The organism is Paraburkholderia sp. DD10 (genome assembly GCF_049177125.1).
In the GTDB taxonomy this organism is placed as follows: Bacteria; Pseudomonadota; Gammaproteobacteria; order Burkholderiales; family Burkholderiaceae; genus Paraburkholderia; species Paraburkholderia terricola.
This window is the reverse complement of sequence record NZ_CP185392.1, coordinates 3,042,623-3,060,929: the sequence shown is the minus strand read 5'-3', so window position 1 is coordinate 3,060,929 and position 18,307 is coordinate 3,042,623. Positions and strand designations below refer to the sequence as shown.

Annotated in this window: 15 protein-coding genes; 6 read left to right on the top strand and 9 right to left on the bottom strand. The window is 61.4% G+C overall.

Annotated features, from left to right (window positions below; translation table 11 throughout):
• The first annotated feature begins 10 nt into the window (after positions 1–10).
• Both ACOCG7_RS13945 and ACOCG7_RS13940 read left to right on the top strand, forming a co-directional pair.
• On the top strand, positions 11–1,282 hold the full coding sequence (locus tag ACOCG7_RS13945) for a DUF3734 domain-containing protein (RefSeq protein WP_114164142.1): 1,272 nt from the start codon (positions 11–13) through the stop codon (positions 1,280–1,282).
• 164 nt (positions 1,283–1,446) lie between these two features.
• Positions 1,447–2,451, top strand: a complete 1,005-nt coding sequence (locus tag ACOCG7_RS13940; RefSeq protein WP_090518810.1) for a DedA family protein/thiosulfate sulfurtransferase GlpE — start codon at positions 1,447–1,449, stop codon at positions 2,449–2,451.
• Positions 2,452–3,095: 644 nt separating this feature from the next.
• On the opposite strand, the gene ACOCG7_RS13935 is transcribed toward ACOCG7_RS13940, so the two are convergent.
• From ACOCG7_RS13935 to ACOCG7_RS13915, 5 genes are all read right to left on the bottom strand, one after another.
• Positions 3,096–4,646 (bottom strand): DHA2 family efflux MFS transporter permease subunit, encoded by a 1,551-nt coding sequence (locus ACOCG7_RS13935; protein WP_421375991.1) that lies wholly within the window; start codon positions 4,644–4,646, stop codon positions 3,096–3,098.
• Positions 4,647–4,751: 105 nt separating this feature from the next.
• A complete protein-coding gene (locus tag ACOCG7_RS13930) occupies positions 4,752–6,065 on the bottom strand; it encodes an HlyD family efflux transporter periplasmic adaptor subunit (protein WP_310319365.1) in 1,314 nt (437 codons plus the stop codon).
• Positions 6,066–6,098: 33 nt separating this feature from the next.
• Positions 6,099–7,616, bottom strand: a complete 1,518-nt coding sequence (locus tag ACOCG7_RS13925) for an efflux transporter outer membrane subunit (protein ID WP_421375988.1) — start codon at positions 7,614–7,616, stop codon at positions 6,099–6,101.
• Positions 7,617–7,706: 90 nt separating this feature from the next.
• Positions 7,707–8,207 carry a lecithin retinol acyltransferase family protein gene (locus tag ACOCG7_RS13920; RefSeq protein ID WP_310319359.1) on the bottom strand — a complete coding sequence of 167 codons (501 nt, stop codon included), beginning with the start codon at positions 8,205–8,207 and terminating at the stop codon, positions 7,707–7,709.
• 855 nt (positions 8,208–9,062) lie between these two features.
• On the bottom strand, positions 9,063–10,088 hold the full coding sequence (locus ACOCG7_RS13915; protein ID WP_154872845.1) for a LysR family transcriptional regulator: 1,026 nt from the start codon (positions 10,086–10,088) through the stop codon (positions 9,063–9,065).
• Between the two features lie 601 nt (positions 10,089–10,689).
• Between ACOCG7_RS13915 and ACOCG7_RS13910 the strand changes: the two genes are divergently transcribed.
• From ACOCG7_RS13910 to ACOCG7_RS13900, 3 genes are all read left to right on the top strand, one after another.
• Complete coding sequence (locus ACOCG7_RS13910) at positions 10,690–11,190, top strand: Ohr family peroxiredoxin (protein WP_310319356.1); 501 nt, start codon at positions 10,690–10,692, stop codon at positions 11,188–11,190.
• Between the two features lie 398 nt (positions 11,191–11,588).
• A complete protein-coding gene (locus ACOCG7_RS13905) occupies positions 11,589–12,344 on the top strand; it encodes an SDR family oxidoreductase (RefSeq protein ID WP_310135391.1) in 756 nt (251 codons plus the stop codon).
• Positions 12,345–12,467: 123 nt separating this feature from the next.
• The gene (locus ACOCG7_RS13900) at positions 12,468–13,340 is read left to right on the top strand and encodes a hypothetical protein (protein ID WP_073430728.1); all 873 of its coding nucleotides are present in this window, start codon (positions 12,468–12,470) and stop codon (positions 13,338–13,340) included.
• Positions 13,341–13,510: 170 nt separating this feature from the next.
• On the opposite strand, the gene tnpB is transcribed toward ACOCG7_RS13900, so the two are convergent.
• From tnpB to ACOCG7_RS13880, 4 genes are all read right to left on the bottom strand, one after another.
• Positions 13,511–13,720 (bottom strand): IS66 family insertion sequence element accessory protein TnpB, encoded by a 210-nt coding sequence (tnpB, locus tag ACOCG7_RS13895; protein WP_421375984.1) that lies wholly within the window; start codon positions 13,718–13,720, stop codon positions 13,511–13,513.
• Positions 13,717–13,845: a hypothetical protein gene (locus ACOCG7_RS13890; RefSeq protein ID WP_421375982.1), complete on the bottom strand. Its 129-nt coding sequence runs from the start codon at positions 13,843–13,845 to the stop codon at positions 13,717–13,719. Before ACOCG7_RS13890 ends, tnpB begins: the two co-directional genes overlap by 4 nt.
• Before the next feature lie 378 nt (positions 13,846–14,223).
• Positions 14,224–16,005 (bottom strand): Rieske 2Fe-2S domain-containing protein, encoded by a 1,782-nt coding sequence (locus tag ACOCG7_RS13885; protein WP_421375980.1) that lies wholly within the window; start codon positions 16,003–16,005, stop codon positions 14,224–14,226.
• Between the two features lie 357 nt (positions 16,006–16,362).
• On the bottom strand, positions 16,363–17,271 hold the full coding sequence (locus ACOCG7_RS13880) for a LysR family transcriptional regulator (protein WP_421375978.1): 909 nt from the start codon (positions 17,269–17,271) through the stop codon (positions 16,363–16,365).
• Between the two features lie 94 nt (positions 17,272–17,365).
• On the opposite strand from ACOCG7_RS13880, the gene ACOCG7_RS13875 reads away from it, so the two are divergent.
• On the top strand, positions 17,366–18,280 hold the full coding sequence (locus tag ACOCG7_RS13875; protein ID WP_421375976.1) for an NAD(P)-dependent oxidoreductase: 915 nt from the start codon (positions 17,366–17,368) through the stop codon (positions 18,278–18,280).
• Positions 18,281–18,307 lie beyond the last annotated feature (27 nt).

Genomic DNA, 18,307 nt, shown 5'->3' with positions numbered 1-18,307 from the left:
GGAGACAGCCATGAATTCGAGCCAGCGTAACAAGCTGCAGGGGCCCCATCGCATCAAGCTTCCCGCCTATGACGAAATCGGACTCGTGCTGCAGGGCGGCGGCGCACTGGGCTCGTATCAGGCCGGCGTATATGAAGGTATGGCCGAGGTCGGCGTGGAGCCGACGCGAATATCCGGGGTATCCATCGGTGCGCTGAATACGGCGATCATCGCCGGCAATGCGCCCGCGAGTCGAGCGGAGGCGCTGCGCGGCTTCTGGAACACCATCAGTCAGCCGGCGGATGTTTTCTCACATCTCGGCGCGCGCATTCCGGCGTGGCCGGGGCTTGCAGACATGGGGCGCAGGTGGTCGAGCGCATGGGCCGCGACGCGTACGCTGGTGGAAGGTCAAAACGGATTCTTCTCCCCGCGCATGCATGTGCCTTTCGCAGGGCTCGGCAGGAAACGTCCTGACCAGGTCAGCTATTACGACACCTCGGCGTTGCGTGAAACGCTTTTGCGGTACGCAGACTTCGATCGCATCAATGACGGGAACATTCGCGTATCCGTTGGCGCGGTCAACGTCCGAACGGGCAATCTCGTCTACTTCGATAATTCGAAAATGCGCCTGGCACCGGAGCACTTCATCGCGTCCGGCGCGCTGCCGCCGGGCTTTCCGGCCGTCGAGATCGACGGAGAGTTCTACTGGGACGGGGGGCTGGTTTCGAACACGCCACTCACCGAGATCATCAGGGAAAGCCAGCATAAAGACACACTCGTATTCCAGGTCGATCTGTGGAGCTCGCGAGGCAAGCTGCCAGGCGACTTCCTCGACGTCAGCGAGCGCACCAAGGACATTCAATATTCAAGCCGTACACGAGCGATCACCGCGTTCATGTCGCAAAACCAGAAGCACGCGCAGATGATCAAGGCGCTGCTCGAGCATATTCCTGAAAAGGTGCGGCTTGCGCACCCGCTGTTGCGGGAGGCGCAGAAAACAGCGGACGGCAGTGCGGTGAATGTCGTGCACCTGATCTACAAGAACAAATCGTTCGAGGGGCACTACAAGGACTATGAATTCAGCAAGGATACGATGCGCGAGCATTGGGCGAGCGGTCTCGAGGATATTCGCCGTTCATTCGGACACCCCGAGTGGTTCGATATCCCGAGCCGCGAAATCGGCTTCGTCACGCGGGACGTGCACCGCTATCGGCAGGAGGTCAACGAAATCGCCGGACAGGGCAAGCAGGCGTTGCCGCCATCGAAACGCGCGTCGGAAGAAGAACTGTCCGGCGCAAAGTAGCGGTTATCGACTCCCTCCTTGCGGCTATGGTCCGGCAGTTCGCTCCTGGCGTAGTGTGCCCGAGCAAGTCCACTGCGGCGACATGCGGTTTGCCGCATTGCTGGTTCAGGTGGCGCGATGAACGATCTTCAAGACGGGTACATGCAAGCCACAAGGAGAGCACCATGATGTCGCATGAATTGATCGCGCGGTACGGAATCTTAGTCGTATTTCTGAATGTGCTTGGCTCCTCGCTCGGCCTGCCGTTGCCTGTCTTACCGACATTGATCACCGTTGGAGCCAGCACTGCGCTCGCCATGAACCTTGCGTCATCCACGTACCTTAATTTCGCGACGATACTAGGCTCCGCTGTGATCGGCGGTGTGCTGGGCGACCTGGTCTGGTTCCAGGGCGGCAAGCGATACGGCGAGCGCACGCTCCATACGGTTTGCAAACTGTCGCTCTCGCGCGAAACGTGCGTCAGGAAAACGGAGCGCTTCTTTGGACGCTGGGGCGTTCGCGTGCTGATCGTGGCGCGCTTCGTACCTGGCTTGTCGCTCGTTGCCGTACCGCTGTGCGGTGCGATGGCCGTCAGATTGCGTTCCTTTGTCTTGCATGATTGCGTGGGCGTTGCGCTGTGGGCATTCGTCGGACTGGCGATCGGTGCGCTATTCGCGTCGCAGATCGATGTGGTTTTCGTACTCATCTCACGTCTTGGCTGGCAGGCGTTGATCGTGATCGCTACCGCGCTGATGCTTTACGTGCTGTATCGATACTGCCGGAGAATCATGCTGGCGAAAGCCCTCGAGAAGGCTCGGATCAGCGTGGCCGAATTGCATGCATTGCTCGCGAACAATCCGCGGCCAATCCTTTTGGATATTCGCTCCGCCGAGCGGCGAATGCTCGATCCATTTGTCATTCCAGGCGCAGAGTTTGCCGATGAACAAAAACCGCGGCAGATCGTGGAGCGCTATGGAGCGAACCGGACACTCGTCATCTACTGTTCGTGTCCAAACGAAGTCTCTGCCGCATGGATGGCCGGGCGGTTGCGACAGGCCGGTGTCAAGCTTGCATTGCCGCTTACCGGCGGTATCGATGCGTGGCGCCTGGCGGGCTTCGACGTCGAGCCGATAATAGCGGTGAGCGACGCTGCAATCAGCGAAGAAGAGACAAAACTTTTCGCGCATTGATTCCAGCGGGTGTCGAAAACTTTGGCCACCCCGCGAACCGAAAAAATAAGGCTGTCAGCCCGCGTCCGCACGCGGGATTTCAAGGTAGACGGTCTCGCCCAGCGGCGCCAGCCCGTCGCGCTGCATACGTTCAACGACTACATGACAGAGCACACGAGAGCACTCGGTCTGGTGTGTCTGACGACGAGAACGACGTTATCGGCGGGCGAATGATGACAGTAAGGCGATTCGCGACGTGAGCTAACCGACCTGCGCGACTGAAGCGCTCGTGCGACTGTGTATGACGCGCTCGCGAGGAGCGCCCCGCCGTCACGGCGACAGGGCACGGTCGGTTTCGTCCACTATAACGATGCGGCTTATCGCCCACCGGGGGGCAGGGACCTCCATGGTTGCCGTCAGCTCCTGTCGCGCCGGTGTCCTGGAAGTGTTCGTGCGGGAATTGACGCCGATGGGCAAACGGGACGGAGCGTTGCCGTCGCCTTGGGGCAGTTGTGCGGCGGCTGCGGGAATGTTGTGGACCGTCCAGTGCCGCAAGCAAGTGCGGCTGACAGGTCTCCACCGGTACAGCCGGAGGCGTTGAGCACGAACCTCCGGCAGACAAAAGACAGCAGATCAGCTTCCCCGGGTATGCGAGGCGGTCCTGCTCAGTGAGCGCCGGCCGCCCCGCCGCCACCCTTGCCGGGCTTGGTGAGCCAGACCAGCGGAATGATCACGATGAAGATCATCGACGAGAGCCAGAAGATATCGTTCAGTCCGAGCATCGCGGCCTGGGCATTCAGCAAATATTCGAAAAGCGCCGCCGCCTGATCCAGGCCGCCGCCGAGCGTCGTGTGGAGGTTCGCGATGGCGCTCATATAGTCGGGGTTGTTCACGCTCGACTGTTCGGCGAGTCGTGCATGGTGCAGGATCGTGCGATCGTTCCAGCCCGTGGAGATCAACGACGTGCCGACGCCGCCCGCGAACACGCGCACAAAGTTGGACAGGCCGGCGGCCGCCGGAATCTTGTCGGGTGACAGCCCGGACAGGATGATCGCGGTAAGCGGCGTAAAAAACAGCGCCATCGGAATGCCTTGCAGCAGCGTCGGCAGCACCAGGCTATAGGGGTCGACGCTCGCCGTGTAATGTGAGCGCATGAAGAACACGCCCGCAAAGCCGAGGAAGGCCAGCGTCGCGAGCACCCGTGCATCGGACTTCGGCATGATCTTCGCCATCACCGGTGCAAGCAGCACGGCGAAGATCCCGAGTGGCGCCGTCACGAGACCGGCATCCACCGAACGATAGCCCAGATAGCCCTGAATCCATTGCGGCAAAATCACGAGATTCGAGAAGAACACCGCATACGCGACCGAAATCGCAATCGTGCCGCCGCGGAAATTGCGCATTGCGAAGAGGCGAAGATCGACGATCGGGTTCTTCTCCGTGAATTCCCAGATCAGGAAAAACAGAAAGCTGACCGCCGCGACGACCGCGAGAATGCAGATCACAGGTGAGCTGAACCAGTCGAGATCCTTGCCCTTGTCGAGCATGATCTGCAGCGACGCCACCCATGCGATCAGCGACAGCAGGCCGACCTTGTCGATGGGAAGCTTGCGCGTCGGCGTCTCGCGGTCGCGATAGATGATCCACGTCACGGCGGCGGCGAACAGGCCAACGGGAATGTTGATATAGAAAATCCACGACCAGCTATAGCTATCGGTGATCCAGCCGCCCAGCGCAGGACCCGCAATCGGCCCGACCGTGGCCGTCATCGCCCACAGCGACAGCGCCGTCGCGCTTTTTTCCTTCGGATATGAGCCGAGCAGAATTGCCTGCGAAAGCGGAATCAGCGGACCCGCCACGGCGCCCTGCAACACGCGTGAGGCGAGCAGCACGATCAGATTCGGCGCGACGCCGCACAGCCACGACGAAAACACGAACAGCACGATGGCGGCCACGAACAGCCTGATCTGGCCGACGCGTTGCGTGAGCCAGCCCGTCAGCGGAATCGCGACGGCATTGGCCGCGGAGAACAGCGTGATGACCCACGTGCCTTCGTCGACGGATACGCCGAGATTCCCCGAGATGGTTGGAATCGCAACATTGGCAATGGATGAATCGAGCACGTTCATGAACGTCGCGAGCGCGACGGCGATTGTCGCAAGAACCAGCTTTGCGCCTGTGAGCGGCGGCGGTGCAAGTTGCGTCGAAGGATTCATCTTGCTTCCAGTCTGAAGTTTTCGACAGGTCCGGCGTGTCTATCTGGCCTGTCAGACGATTGAATGAACCGGAACGCGACTGCCCGGTGCGCTCCGGGATGCGATCTAGCCGGCGTGCTGTTTAGTGCCGCTCTGGTCGCTTGCATCGCGCTTTGCGGGAGGCGTCGACAATACGACGTTGCCCGTGGACCCTGCATGCAAAGGGACGATGTTCCGCGCGATGACCTTCTCGATCTCGGCATCGGCCTGCGCGCCGTATTCGGTAAAGACATCCGTGCGATATGACGTGTTCATGGCCGCGCCGAGTTGCCGTCCCGTGTTGCCGCGCGTATCCACATCGACATCCATCGACAGACCGATGCGCAGCGGATGCGCTTCGAGTTCCTTCTGATCGAGCTGGATGCGCGCGGGCAGACGCTGGACGATCTTGATCCAGTTGCCCGTCGCGTTCTGCGCGGGCAACGTCGCAAAAGCGCTGCCTGTGCCCGCCGAGAAGCCGACGACGCGGCCGTGGTACTCGACCTTGCCGCCATACACATCGGCCGTCAGCGTGACGGGTTGACCGATGCGCATGTTGCGCAACTGGCTTTCCTTGTAGTTCGCATCGACCCACACGCCGTCGAGCGGCACGATCGCCATCAACGGCGTGCCCGGCGACACGCGCTGGCCGACCTGCACCGAGCGCTTCGCGACATAGCCGGTGACGGGCGCGGGCAATGTGTTGCGCGCATACGCGAGGTAAGCGTCGCGTACTTTCGACGCGGCGGCTTGCACGTTCGGGTGCTGTTCGATCGTCGTGCGGTCGGTCAGCGCGCGATTGGCTTCCGCCTGTTGACGCGCGGCGTCTAGCGCGGCCCGCGCGGCCGTCACGGTGTCGCGCGCGTGCGCGATGTCCTCGGCCGAAACGGCGCCCGTATCGGCGACGGCCTTGCGGCGGCGCAAATCGTCCTGCGCGCGGGCCAGATCGGACTGCTTCTGCGCGACGTTCGCTCGATAGAAATCATTGTTCACGTACAGGCTGCTCACCTGACGCACGGTCTGCCCGAGCGTCGCTTCGGCATTGCCGAGCGCGACTTTCGCATCGGCGCTGTCGAGCGTCACGACCGGGTCGCCCGCCTTTACGATCTGCGTGTCGTCGGCATTCACGGCGACGACGGTGCCGGCCACCTGGGGCGTCAGTTGCACGAGGTTGCCGCTGACGTACGCATCGTCGGTCGATTCGTGGTAGCGCGCATAGGTCATGTAGTAAGCGCCATAAGCCGCCGCCGACACGACGACAGCCATGCCCAGCAGCGCGAGCAGCGTTTTGCGCTTGCCTGTGTCAGGTTCGTTTGCAACGGAATCTTTCGTCGGTGTCGCGTCATATTTAGCGCCCGTTGCTTGCGTCTTTTGGCGCTCCGTTGCGTTGATTTCGCTCATTTCAGGTCTCCGGCAGATTGGGTGGGCAGCCGCTCAGCGCGCGGCAACGACAGGCGTGTTGGATGCGGACGCATCGGCGCGCGGTGGCGCCGCGGAGTTCGCGTTCGACGTGTCGACGAAACCGCCGCCCAGCGCGGAAGCCAGCGCGATCTGCTGGTCACGGCGGCTCATGCGCAGATTCGCAACGGCCTGATCGGCGGAAAGCGCGTTGACGTCGGCGTTCAATACGGTCAATTGATTCGTCAGGCCCGCCTTGTATTGCACTAGTGCGAGCTTGTAGGCCTGGCGCGCGGCGTCCTGTGCCGCCTGCGCATCGACAAGCTGTGCGTCGGTCGAGCGCACGTCGGCCAATTGCGTCGCCACTTCGCTCAGCGCGGTCACGAGCGCCTGGTTGTAGGTCGCGACGGCATGGTCGAAATCGGCATAGCGGCCCTTGAGCCTGGCGCGCAACTCACCTGCGTCGAAGATCGGCAGATGGATGGCGGGGCCGACGGATGCCGTGCGGCTCGCCGCCGTCAGGAAGCGGCCGAAGCCGAATGCGTCGAGCCCGATCGCAGCGCTCAGATTGATGTCCGGATAGAACTCGGCCTTCGCTTCCTTCACGTCGTGCGTCATCCCGTCGACGCGCCACCGCGCGGCCGCGATGTCCGGGCGGCGGCTTACGAGATCGGCGGGCAGGTTGTCGGGGAGCTTCACTTCGTCGCCGATGCCGAGCGTCGGCCGGGCGATCCGCAGTCCGCGATCGGGACCGGCGCCGAGCAGCGCGGCGATCTGATAGCGCGTCGTGAGGACCTGTCCGTCGAGCGACGTCAGCGCGGCGCGACTCGTCGCGAGATTGGCTTGCGCGGTCTTGCGTTCGACTTCCGTATCCAGTCCCGTCGCAATGCGCCCTGCAGTGATGCGCTCGATCTGCTCGCGATGCGTGACTTCCTGTTGCGCGATGTCGCGCAAGACATACAGGCGTGCGAGCTGGTTGTACGCGCGGGCAAGCGATGTCGTCAGCGTCAGCTTGACGACTTCAGCATCGGCCCGGCTTGCCTGAAGTTGCGAGATCGCTGCCTTCAGCGCTTCGCGGTTCTTGCCCCACAGATCGAGATCGTAGGAAGCAGTCAACAGGCCCTTGTTCTCCGTCTGCCACGAGCCGCCATTCGGAGGCGGCACGAGCGCCGTGCCCGAGTACTGCTGGCGCGTGAGCGAATAGTTCGCGTCGATACGCGGCATCGTGCCGGCTCTCGCCGTTTCGCTATATGCGGAGGCGGCTGCCACGCGTGAACGCGCCTGATCGAGCGTCGGGCTGCTCGTCAGCGCTTCGTCGATCAGCGCCTTCAGTTGCGCATCGCCGAACTGATCCGCCCAGTTGGCTGCGGGCCAATGGCCCTGTTCGGCAGGAATGCTTTGCTGCGTTGCATATTGCTGCGGATCGGCCGTCTTTGCGTCGCCATGGATTCCCGCATAGTTCGCACAGGCTGACAGCACCGCGGCAACCAGCACCGATACGCCCGCTTTCAGTGCGCGTGAAGCGCGCCGTTCGGTGTTTGACTGAATGCTCATTTTCTGGCCTATCAGATCGTTGAGTAAAAGCGTTCTCCGTAGAGAATCGGGGTACACGTCCGGTGCGACATCGACGACACGCGGTACGACCTAAACCGCGACGGTCCCGGCGAGCCGGCTTCGCGCGGTCACGAAAGGCATGCATTCCGCTCTCGCAAGCGCGACGAGCATCTTGATACCGGTCCATGGATTCCTTAGGCATTGGCGTACCTGCTCACTCCGCCCGACACCTAGAACACACCATGTGCAGAAGTGTTCGCAGTTATTGGTCAGCAATCGATACCGGTCTTCGCCGAGGCGGGACCTGGCCCTCTCCACCGCATCAAATCCGGTATAAATGGCGTCTGGTTCTGACTGAACCTTGATCCCTTTTCCTGCTGCAAAGGCGCGCAACGGAATATATTCAATGGGGCGCCGTTTCGCGGAATGATGAAAGCCTCCGTAGTGAATAACCAGTCCATTCCCCGCATAAATTCCGTGGTGTGTGTAGCCTTCGCGCTCACTAATAAGATGCGTACCCACCGCGATAGCGCGTTCTGTGCTGGTCAGCTCAGGGGAAGTTACGAGCCAATCGACATGTGGAGTTTCCATGGCGTGCCACCGATGTCATATCCGTGATGAATTCAGTACCTTCCCCGGACCGAAGACAAAGCGAGTCTTTCCGAGGAGACTAGCCTCAGGAAAAGTGATCGCCTCATCACGGTGGATTGACATTCACTCGCCGCCGACAAATCGGCGGTCAGGAAGATCGGGGCGTGCGGCCACCCTCGAGCACATTCCGCGAATCGCCAGTCAAGTTGGATGGTCGGCTTGCCAGCCGCATCATTCAGACCTCGTGCCTCGCTGGAGACAGACGATCGGATCTGGAAGGCCTGTATGAGACTTCAGAAAATGCCGCTGAACGAGACAGCAATTGCGAGCCCGACACTGACCGCGGAAAGCATGATCCAGCCTACAAACACCGACAGGGGTCCGGGATGAAACATGGCGCCCTCCACTAACGATCTCAACGATCGTCAACTCAATCGATCACGAAGCCATGTCGGAATGGTAGGTGCCGCGTCCGCGTCGCGGTAGATACGCACCAGACCACTCACTGTTGCCGCGTAGACACCAATAGGTGCGGCCGCGGAAGCCGCGGTGTTGCCCTGGGTCGGCGAGGCTGAGCGGCACCTTGGTGGAAACTGGCGGCCAGGCGGATGATTGAGGCAGCGCCGCGATACGGACGCACGGTGGCCTTCAACGCAATGTTTGAAGGCGCAAGGGTTCAAGGTGGACTGCAATGGGTATTTCGTCGACTATCAGGATTCTTCGTGGACGAAGGTTGTTGAAGCCTTCAGGCGGCCATCATCGCCGTCAATATTTTCGTTCGACGTGGGTGGCGTTTGCGACCGCGAAGCACATCCACAATGCGATCGCACCGCTTATGGCGGTGCATGAATAGCTTCACGCCTGATGCTCGCGTTCCAGATAGTCTGGATTGAATTCTCCCAGACAAAGCGAGTTGAGCGCCCGAATCTGCTCAGTCATGAAATCGACAAACACGCGAATGCGTGACGGCAAATTCTGTCGGCAGAGATAGCAGATGTAGTGGCCCCGATCGTCCGGCACGTTGTGCCTCAAGGCCACGACGAGTTCATTGCGCGTGATGTAATCGCGTATCTGATATCCCGGCATCTGGGCGATTCCGCGACCTTCCAGGACTGCCTGCAATACCAGGTCCGCGTCGTTGAAAGTCAATCTGGCGGTTGGCAAATACTTTCGCATGCGACCGTCGACCTTGAAATCCCACTCGAAGACGCGACCGCTCAATCGCAGATTGATGCAGTCGTGCTGCGCCAGATCTTCCAGCATAGATGGCAGCCCGCGCTCTTCGGCATAGGCGCGGGAAGCGCAGAGTACCATCTGCATTGGAATCAACTGTTTCGCAATGATGCTTGAGTCCTCGATGCGTCCATCGCGAAACGCAACGTCGATCTGTTCAGCAGCGAAATCGGCTGGCCTGTCATCAAGGCTCAGATCTACCGCGATATCCGGGTAGAGCTCGGAAAACTTGAAAAGCAGCGGAGCAACCACCTTGCGTCCAAATCCAACTGTCGAGCGAATTCGAATGAAGCCACGAGGCGGACCCTGGCGAAGGTCCAACATGTCATTCATTGCCTCGACGATATGGGTCACGCCCTGGTTGCAGTTCTCGAAGAACCTTTCGCCCTCCTGCGTCAGGTTTGTGGTCCTTGTCGTTCGGAGAAACAGACGGGTGCTTAGCTGCGTTTCGAGCTTTTGAACATTTCGACAGACGGCCGAGCGTCCGATCCCCAATCGTTCACCGGCTTTCGCGAAGCTTCCCTCGGTCGCGACCGCCATGAACGCGATGATCCCTGCGTAGCTCGTCGCGAAACAGGTAGAGAGCGCATCAGCGTTGTTGGGTAAGCCAACGCGGAAGCCTCGCTGCGATGTATCCGATTGATCCATTGATGGCCCCACTACTGACACATGAACGGGTAAGCCGTTCGAAGCGCCGGTAATGCGTTCTGGCGCGGACAACGACTCTCCTGTTGCAGCGATGAAGTGACCGGGATCGACGCTTTCCTTCCGCTCAGTCTCACCCCGATCTTCGTGCAGCCACGGAAACCGGATGCCCGACTATCACCTGGCGGAATGGCCGCATTCCGCATGCGGCGCGGTCACGCTAAAGTCTAGCACTTGCCTGTTGCAACCAATTGCCGAATGGAGGCGGTCTCGTCTAGTCAACCGCTTCGAGTGCGTGACGGTGCGCTCCCGTTTCACGCGGCCATTTGGATTGTCGCCGAAACGGAAACATCATGTCTCCTCGTGCGACGCTACCGTTACCATCCACGCTCATTTACCATAGTGCGCGATTGTACCGTCGCGTAAGGGAAAACAGGTGGCAGGACGCTCGACTGATTTACTATACGATCGTTCGTTCCATGCAGCTCGTCCCGCCCTGGCAGACGGTGCTTGATCCCGCAGGTGCAGCGCGCTTCATATGGCAGGCTTCGGCGGATTGACGACCGAGAGCCGGAACGCGCATCACCAAATTCGAGACCGCACCATGGACGACAAGAAGCTGCAAGCTCCCCCGCTTTCCCTCCTCGACAGGTATCGGGGCCGGGATTTTCATCCGCTGTATACAACGAGTGTCACCGTTTCGGGCGGCGAGACGGGACACGGTCGCGCATCTGGCGTCGCCCGTTCGGATGACGGAAATCTCGTCGTCGAACTGCGGCTCCCTACCGAGTTCGGCGGACCCGGTAATGGGACCAATCCCGAGCAGTTGTTCGCGGCGGGGTTTGCTGCGTGTTTTCACGGGGCGCTCAACCTGATCGCAAAACGCGCGGGAATGGAGATCAACGACATCGTGGTGGAGGTACAGGTTACGTTCGGTCGTGATCCCATGGATGGCGGTTATGCATTGGTCATTGACCTCCGTGTCAAGATGCCGGGCGTTGACCGACGCATGGCGGAAGAGATGGTCCGAACAGCGGAACGCCTATGTCCGTATGCAAAGATGGCTCGGCAAGGGACTGTCAATATCGTGACCGTTGTCGACTGAGTCAACGCTCTTCGTGCGGCAGTTTGATCTGTCGATCCCAGCCTTCCGGGTAAACAGCAGCCCATTCGCCAAGGTCTAGGCACCGACACCACGCCAGATCCAGGTACGGCCTCGACGCCCAGCGAGTCGAAGGCTTCAGATACGTACGGCCGGGGATTGGGACCGAGGTCAGGACCAATCTCGTCCTGAGGTAGCGACCTCATCTCTTTGATTGGTGCCGGGCGGGCAACGCCGTGTGTCTGGTTGCGTGTCTACCGCAACAGGTGGCACCCGCCTATGATCGTGACGTGCTTTCACGAGCGTAGCGCATGCTCGGGGCAGCCAGAAATCCCTGATCTTTCCTCAACTGCATTCGAGCCCGAATGGCGCCTCGAGTGGTCGATAAAGGACAGCAAATCATGAAAATCGTCGTCATCGGCGGCACCGGCCTTATCGGCTCGAAGGCCGTCGCCATTCTGCGCCAGAACGGCCACGAGGTCGTCGCTGCCTCGCCCAGGAGCGGTATCAACAGCATCACTGGAGAGGGGCTCAAGGAAGCCGTGGCCGGTGCGCAGGTGGTGATCGATCTCGCCAATTCACCATCGTTTGAAGACAAGGCGGTGCTGGAATTCTTCGAAGCTTCCAGCCGCAACCTTCTCGCGGCTGAGGCCGCAGCGGGCGTCCGGCATCATGTCGCGCTATCCATCGTCGGAATCGACCGGACGCCCGCTAACGGTTATTTCCGCGCCAAAGTCGCGCAGGAGAAGCTGATCGAAACCTCCGGCATTCACTACACCATCATCCGCTCCACACAGTTCCTGGAGTTCCTCGGCGGCATCGCCGCGTCAAGTGCGGACGGAAACGTAATCAGGGTTTCGCCGGGCCTGTTCCAGCCCATCGCGGCCGACGACGTTGCGGCGATCGTTGCCGACGTGGCACTCGCGGCGCCGCGAAACGATATCGTCGAGATCGCCGGCCCGGAAAGAGCGCCGTTCAACGAAATCATCGCCCGCTATCTGAAGGCGGCCGGCGATCCGCGCGAGGTCGTGAGAGACCCCAAGGCCCGGTATTTCGGCGGGCTGGTCGAGGAGCAGTCGCTCGTGCCGTTGGGCGAGGCGCGTCTAGGCCGCATCGGTCTCGACGAATGGCTGCGCCACTCGCAGGCGGGAGCCTGAGAACATCACGGGCGCCCGCGTCCAGTCACGCCCGGGCGCTCGCATCGCGGATTCGCCTTGGTCTAACGCCTTCCAGGCGGCCAGTTCCGTCCCGTGATTGGTCGCCGCGACTCACTAACCATCATGCGTACCATTCAGATCCTGCTTCAAACGACCATCCTGCCCTGCAACGACGACTGGTCGATTGCGCGATTCAGCCGCCTGGCGGAATTACTGCGGACGTATCAAGATCCCAAAGGGCGCGTGACGTTCAATGTCGTTGCTCGGGACCGCGAGCAGCTCGGGCAGCCGGACCCGATTCTTTCTCGTCTCGATGAGACCGGGTTCGACGAGTTGTGGTTATTTGCCGTTGACGAAGGCGACGGTCTGACCTCGGCGGATTGCGAGGGAATCACGCGATTCCGGCGCGCGGGTCGCGGCCTGTTGGTCACGAGGGATCACATGGATGTGGGGAGTTCACTGTGCACTTTAGGCGGAGTTGGCAAGGCGCACCGCTTTCACACGCGCAATCAGGATCCCGACCACTCCCGGCGCGTGGCCGACGACCCGTTCTCAACCCACATCTCCTGGCCCAATTTTCACTCGGGCAGAAACGGAGACTTTCAGGAAGTCACGATCGTTGGCCCCATACATCCAGTATTGGCGGACCCCGATGCTCCTGGCGGCGCAATCCGGTTCCTGCCAGCACATCCCCATGAAGGCGCCGTCGACGTTCCTGACGACGAACCGGCTAGAGTGATCGCACGAGGCAAAAGCAAAGTAACAGGAAAGAGTTTCAACCTTGCGGTCGCATTCGACCCTTCTGTCCGGGGAGGTCCCGCCGTCGCTCAAAGTACTTTTCATCATTTTGCCGACTACAACTGGGACGCGCGACTCGGTTGTCCGAGCTTTGTGAGTGAGCCTCCTGGAACCGGAATGCAGACCGAGCAGCAAGCCCTGCGGGACGTCCACCGCTACTCTGTCAATCTCGCGCTGTGGCTGGCTGGCGCTCTCTGAACCTGTCATTCGACAGTTGAAAGAAGCGGTTTCCGTCGATGCCCATATCGAGCTGCCGGCAGGTTTCCGTGAACGCAGCGCCGCTTTCGTGAGAGAGAACGATCGTGTCATGACGAACATGATGCGCGGCATGTCCATTCTCTCTAGCGGTGACCGCGATCGTGTTTTTGCTATCGTGACGATTCCGCAGCCCCGTCGTCGGTCGCCCACAAAAGCTTCACGAGATCGCCCCGGCGGCCACGGAAGATAAACACATGACCGCCCAGCGGATTCTCTTCGAGCGCTGTCTGCACCTTCGCGGCAAGCCCCTGGAACCTGCAACGCATGTCGGTCATGCCAGCCGCAAGCCAGATGCGCGTGCCTGCCGGCAGCGCGATCACTTCAGGCATTCCTGCAGGAGCGCTTTGGTGCGCTCGGCAGACAGGCCGCGAATCTTCGCGCGCCGCTTGTCGATTTGCACCTCGATCTCGCACACGGGCGTCGGCATCGGTATGCTGCTGCTCATTGCTTCCGATGCTACTGTCGGCTCTAGCGCCCGAAGTACCCATGCCGGGTCGCCTCGGGAAACGGTCAGACCGAGCCGCTTACCAAAAGTGGATGGTCAAGGGCTCGATCACGACCGCTGTTTCGGGTCACGGCTCGGTTGGAGCAGGCGCTGACGCCGGTTCCCGCTGGTAAGTAACTTGGCTGTCTCCCGCTGCTGAGAAAGAAGCGCGACAGCAGCGGGAGGAGCGGCTGGAAAATGACGTCACCACCGGGAGGAACCCGCCACAAGCTATGTTGTACAGCCGCCGCGGGCGTTCGGCAGGTGACGCCAACGGGCCGATACCGCCGGTTCGCTGTACCCGGATCCGTTGCAGGCATCGATCACCGGCACGCGTCGTCACGACGCCCCAGCCCCCTCGTGGATCGCGACACCCCGCATCAAGCGCCGGGCGATGTCCGCCGTCTGCAGCGCCCCGCGTTCGGTCGGTGAATGGGCGGCGAGATAGCGGGCGACCGCAATGAGGACGTGCCGGCCCTCGCCAGTATTACCCCACGCGGTGAACTGCCGGACTCCGGCCTCCAGCATCTGATAGGCATGGAAGCCAGCATCTTCGCGCAGCACAGCAAGCGCAAGCGTGGCGATCAGCGCCTGTGGCGAATGGCCGAGCGTGAGATGTCGCGCCACCAGCCTTGCGGCAAGATCAACCTGTCGCTGCCTGTCGAAGGCATCGAGCAACGCGGCGCGGATCGTCTCAACATCGGCAGGGAGGTCGTCGAGTTGCTCGCTGTCCTCACCTGGGATGCGGGCCGGCGGCACATTCAGATAGCGGGCAAGGTAGAGCGCCATGGCTCCGTGCATTACGGCGCGCACGGCCGTGACGTAACCGTCGATGTCGGCAGTCCCGATCCGCCTGAGCATCTGGTGGACGGCATTAGCGTAGGTAAAGACGTGGTGCGCCGTCTCCCAGTCGGCGTGCTCGTTGGCATTGCCGAAGCGGGCCACCCGCAGCACCGCTCCGTAAGCGAGCGATCGTCCCAGGTCAACAGGAGTTGCGCCTGCGCGGATCGCCGCCTTCAGCGCATCAATTATCTTTGCTGGATCGTCTCCGAGCAGCTCCCGGGCGAGCGCCGCGTGGTGCGACCATCCACGCAAGGTGCGCGCGGCAGCAAACAGTTCCGGCATCTGGCGGGCTGATTCCTCACATAGCGCAACAAGATCAACGGGCTGGCGCCAGGCGGTCGATTCCTGCGCGCCACGGGCGGCCACCATCTGGCCGACGATAGTAGGCAGCAAAGCTGGCGCGTGGTCCCAGCCGATCAGGTCGAGGCACTCGAGGGCTTTGTTGATGAAGTCGAGCGAATGACCGGTGTCGGCAAAGACCCTTTCGGTCGCGGCCGAGAGCAGGGCATCGGCAAGCACAGCTGGTGAGACACCGGCCGCAATCGCCGTCAGCAGGGTGCGCTCGCCCGCTTCGCGATGGCGCACACTTGTCCAAAGACGCAGCCAGCGCTTGAGCGCGGCCGGCTCCGGCCGGCTTCCAAGCGGCGCACGTTCCCGCCGCGGCGCCTCGCCGGCGCAGTCCGCCGCCACGCGGCGTGCACCATGAAACAGGGCAAGATAGGCCTCGTCCTCTGGCAAGAAGGGCAAGAGATTGGCCAGCGCTGTCAGTATCGTGAGACCGACGCCCCAGCCGTCGCGGTTCTGCGCCCCAAACAGCGCCACCTGCCGCACAGTCCCGGCCATCGGCACATTGGCCGCGAGCTGACCCTGCACGGCCTTGGCGATGACGAGATCGAGGTCATGTGCGAGGCCGTCCGCAAGCCGCTGACGCCAGTGCGCCGCGGGATCGGGATGACCGAACGTGGTCGTTACCCAAACGTCGCCATTGCGTACCTCGACCGCGCAGGTGGGTATATCGTCCGCCCATAGGTCGAAGGTGCAGCCGCTTTCAAGATCGAAGCGGGCGTGGTGCCAATGACAGGTCAAGATGCCGTCCTCGACGCTGCCGCGCTCGAGCGGGAAGCCCATGTGCGGGCAACGATTGTCGAGGGCGAAGACGCGCCCTCGGTCGTAGATGACGAGGATCGGACGATGACCACCTTGCACAACCAGCCGCCCTTCCGCCTTCAGCTCTTCAAGGCTGCCCACACGCACGAATTCCTGGTTCGGTGCATCCATGCGCACACCTCCTGCACACGTCCCTTTACGGACATGGTAGATGCTGGCGATCCCGTGTCAACTCTCGGGTAAAACACGATATGCCGCCGTGGTTTGGCTGAGCGGGTCGGTTTATGTCTTTCGGACAGCGGCTGCGATCAGCGACCGATCGAGGTCCGCGTCAGACCGGGTTCGGCCAATAGTTGACGTTTGCGCCACAGAGAGTCGCCGTTCCAACGGCCGATTCACCCCTAAGACCTGCCGTAAGTTTGTGAGAGCCAACGGGCGCTATAGCGGGCACCGAATGAGATAACAGTCCGCCGGCCGGTTGACGCTCCCGCGCGGAACTTCCTTGCAAACCAAGCTGGCCGCTCACCGCTACCGAAACGCGCTCATTTGCGACATCATCTGCAGCATCTTGTTCGACGCGACGGATAACTTGCGTCCCACGCGCGTCACGAGATGCGCTTCGGCGTTCTGGAGAATCGGATGTTCGATGGGAATGGCCTTCAGTTCGCCAGCCTTGAGTTCACTCGTGACGGCGAAAGCGGGCAGCACGACGATTCCCAGTTCCGAACGGGCAAACTGTTTCATGATGTTGATAGAGTTGGTCGTGACGGCCGGCTCCAGACTGATCTTCTCGGCGAACTCCACAGCCTGCAGCATTTGCCGCGTGCCGTAAGTGGCATGGGTCGCGGCGATCGGGTAGGACGCCAGTTCCTGTACGGTCAGCGTCTTGCGCTTGATCGTGCGCGCCATCCTGACGCCGACGATCGCCATCATTGGCTGCCGGCGGAATGCGCGTGACACGATACGCGGTTCGTTCGGCGGGTTGTAGACGAGGCCAATGTCTCCCTCGTCTTCTGTGATCTTCGTCACCACGTCGTTCGTGCTGCCCAGGTCGAGATTGATTCTGATGTTCGGGTACTGCTTGCAGAAATGCTCCATCGGTCCCGACAGCATGTCCGACACGAACCCTTCCCCAAGCACCACGCTGACGCGGCCGATACGCAGGCCCCGCAGTTCCTGCAAACGGGACAGCAGGTCGTCGCGGTGCGCGCGCTGCTCCCGAAAGTATTGGATGACGAACTGTCCGGCTTCGGTTGGCGTGACGCCACGGGCGTGACGTTCGATCAGCGGGGCGTCCAGTTCCTCTTCCAGCAAGGTGATCTGGCGGCTCACGGCGGAGGGCGCGACGTCGAGCCAGTCGGCAGCGGCGCGGATCGTGCCGCATCGCACCGCTTCAAAAAAATAAGCGATCCGGCTTTCGGTCAGGGCGTTTGCCATGGGAACTGTTCGAATTATTAGAACGGTCTAAATATTGGCACTTATTGGTTGAAATGGTCAAGGCACCGAATATCGACGATAACCGGAGCGGACTATGCGTTCCGCCCGGGCATCTCAATGCACTGATCAGGAGCGCAGTATGAAAACGGTAGGTGTCATCGGACTCGGAAACATGGGACGCGGGATGGCCTTGTCGCTGAAGCGGGCAGGGTTCGACGTGCTGGGTTTCGATGCCAGTCAGGACAGCGCGGAAAAGTTAGGCGAACAGGGCGTGCGGGCGTGCGGATCGATCGCGGAAATCGCCGGCGCGGTCGACGTCCTGATTCTCTCGCTGCCGACGTCGGCGATCGTCGAGCAGGTTGTGCTCGGTGACGGCGGCGTCGCATCGAATGCCAAACACGGCCTGATCGTCATCGACACAACTACTGCCGATCCGAACAGCACGCGCAAGGTTGCAGCGGCGCTTCGGGAATGCGGCGTCGCGTTCATCGACGGACCGGTGAGCGGCGGGCCGAAGGGCGCCGCGACCGCCACGATGACGATGGTGCTGGGCGGCGCCGACGAACATATCGCCGCCGTGCGGCCGGTTCTCTCCGCGATCAGCGCGAAGCAGGTTCACGTCGGTCCGGCGGGCGCCGGTCATGTGACCAAACTCATCAACAATCTGCTGACTGGCGTTCATCTGCTGGCGACGAGCGAAGCGGTCAGGGCAGCGGAATCGGCGGGCGTCGACAAGACGCGGCTGATCGAAGCCCTGAGCGGCGGTTCGGGCAAGAACAGCGCCACGCTGACCAATTACCCGACGTGGATTCTCAACGAGAAATTCGACTCGGGATTCACGATGAAACTGATGCGCAAGGACATGCGGCTCGCGCTCGAACTGCTGCAATGCCAGAACATTAGCGCGCCGGTCGCGAAGGAAGCGGGCCGCCTCTGGGCGGAAAGCGAGGAATCCATCGGCGATGCCGAAGATTTCAACCGCATCGTTCAGTTCGTCGACAAGCAGTGAGCGCTCACGCAATACAACGAGGACAAG

Coding starts and splice junctions, on each gene's coding strand:
- ACOCG7_RS13930 (WP_310319365.1), bottom strand. CDS start 6,065: ATGAGCGAAATCAACGCAACGGAGCGCCAAAAGACGCAAGCAACGGGC.
- ACOCG7_RS13920 (WP_310319359.1), bottom strand. CDS start 8,207: ATGGAAACTCCACATGTCGATTGGCTCGTAACTTCCCCTGAGCTGACC.
- ACOCG7_RS13885 (WP_421375980.1), bottom strand. CDS start 16,005: ATGGATGCACCGAACCAGGAATTCGTGCGTGTGGGCAGCCTTGAAGAG.
- ACOCG7_RS13915 (WP_154872845.1), bottom strand. CDS start 10,088: ATGGATCAATCGGATACATCGCAGCGAGGCTTCCGCGTTGGCTTACCC.
- ACOCG7_RS13880 (WP_421375978.1), bottom strand. CDS start 17,271: ATGGCAAACGCCCTGACCGAAAGCCGGATCGCTTATTTTTTTGAAGCG.
- ACOCG7_RS13905 (WP_310135391.1), top strand. CDS start 11,589: ATGAAAATCGTCGTCATCGGCGGCACCGGCCTTATCGGCTCGAAGGCC.
- ACOCG7_RS13890 (WP_421375982.1), bottom strand. CDS start 13,845: ATGAGCAGCAGCATACCGATGCCGACGCCCGTGTGCGAGATCGAGGTG.
- ACOCG7_RS13875 (WP_421375976.1), top strand. CDS start 17,366: ATGCGTTCCGCCCGGGCATCTCAATGCACTGATCAGGAGCGCAGTATG.
- ACOCG7_RS13910 (WP_310319356.1), top strand. CDS start 10,690: ATGGACGACAAGAAGCTGCAAGCTCCCCCGCTTTCCCTCCTCGACAGG.
- ACOCG7_RS13935 (WP_421375991.1), bottom strand. CDS start 4,646: ATGAATCCTTCGACGCAACTTGCACCGCCGCCGCTCACAGGCGCAAAG.
- ACOCG7_RS13945 (WP_114164142.1), top strand. CDS start 11: ATGAATTCGAGCCAGCGTAACAAGCTGCAGGGGCCCCATCGCATCAAG.
- ACOCG7_RS13940 (WP_090518810.1), top strand. CDS start 1,447: ATGATGTCGCATGAATTGATCGCGCGGTACGGAATCTTAGTCGTATTT.
- ACOCG7_RS13925 (WP_421375988.1), bottom strand. CDS start 7,616: ATGAGCATTCAGTCAAACACCGAACGGCGCGCTTCACGCGCACTGAAA.
- ACOCG7_RS13900 (WP_073430728.1), top strand. CDS start 12,468: ATGCGTACCATTCAGATCCTGCTTCAAACGACCATCCTGCCCTGCAAC.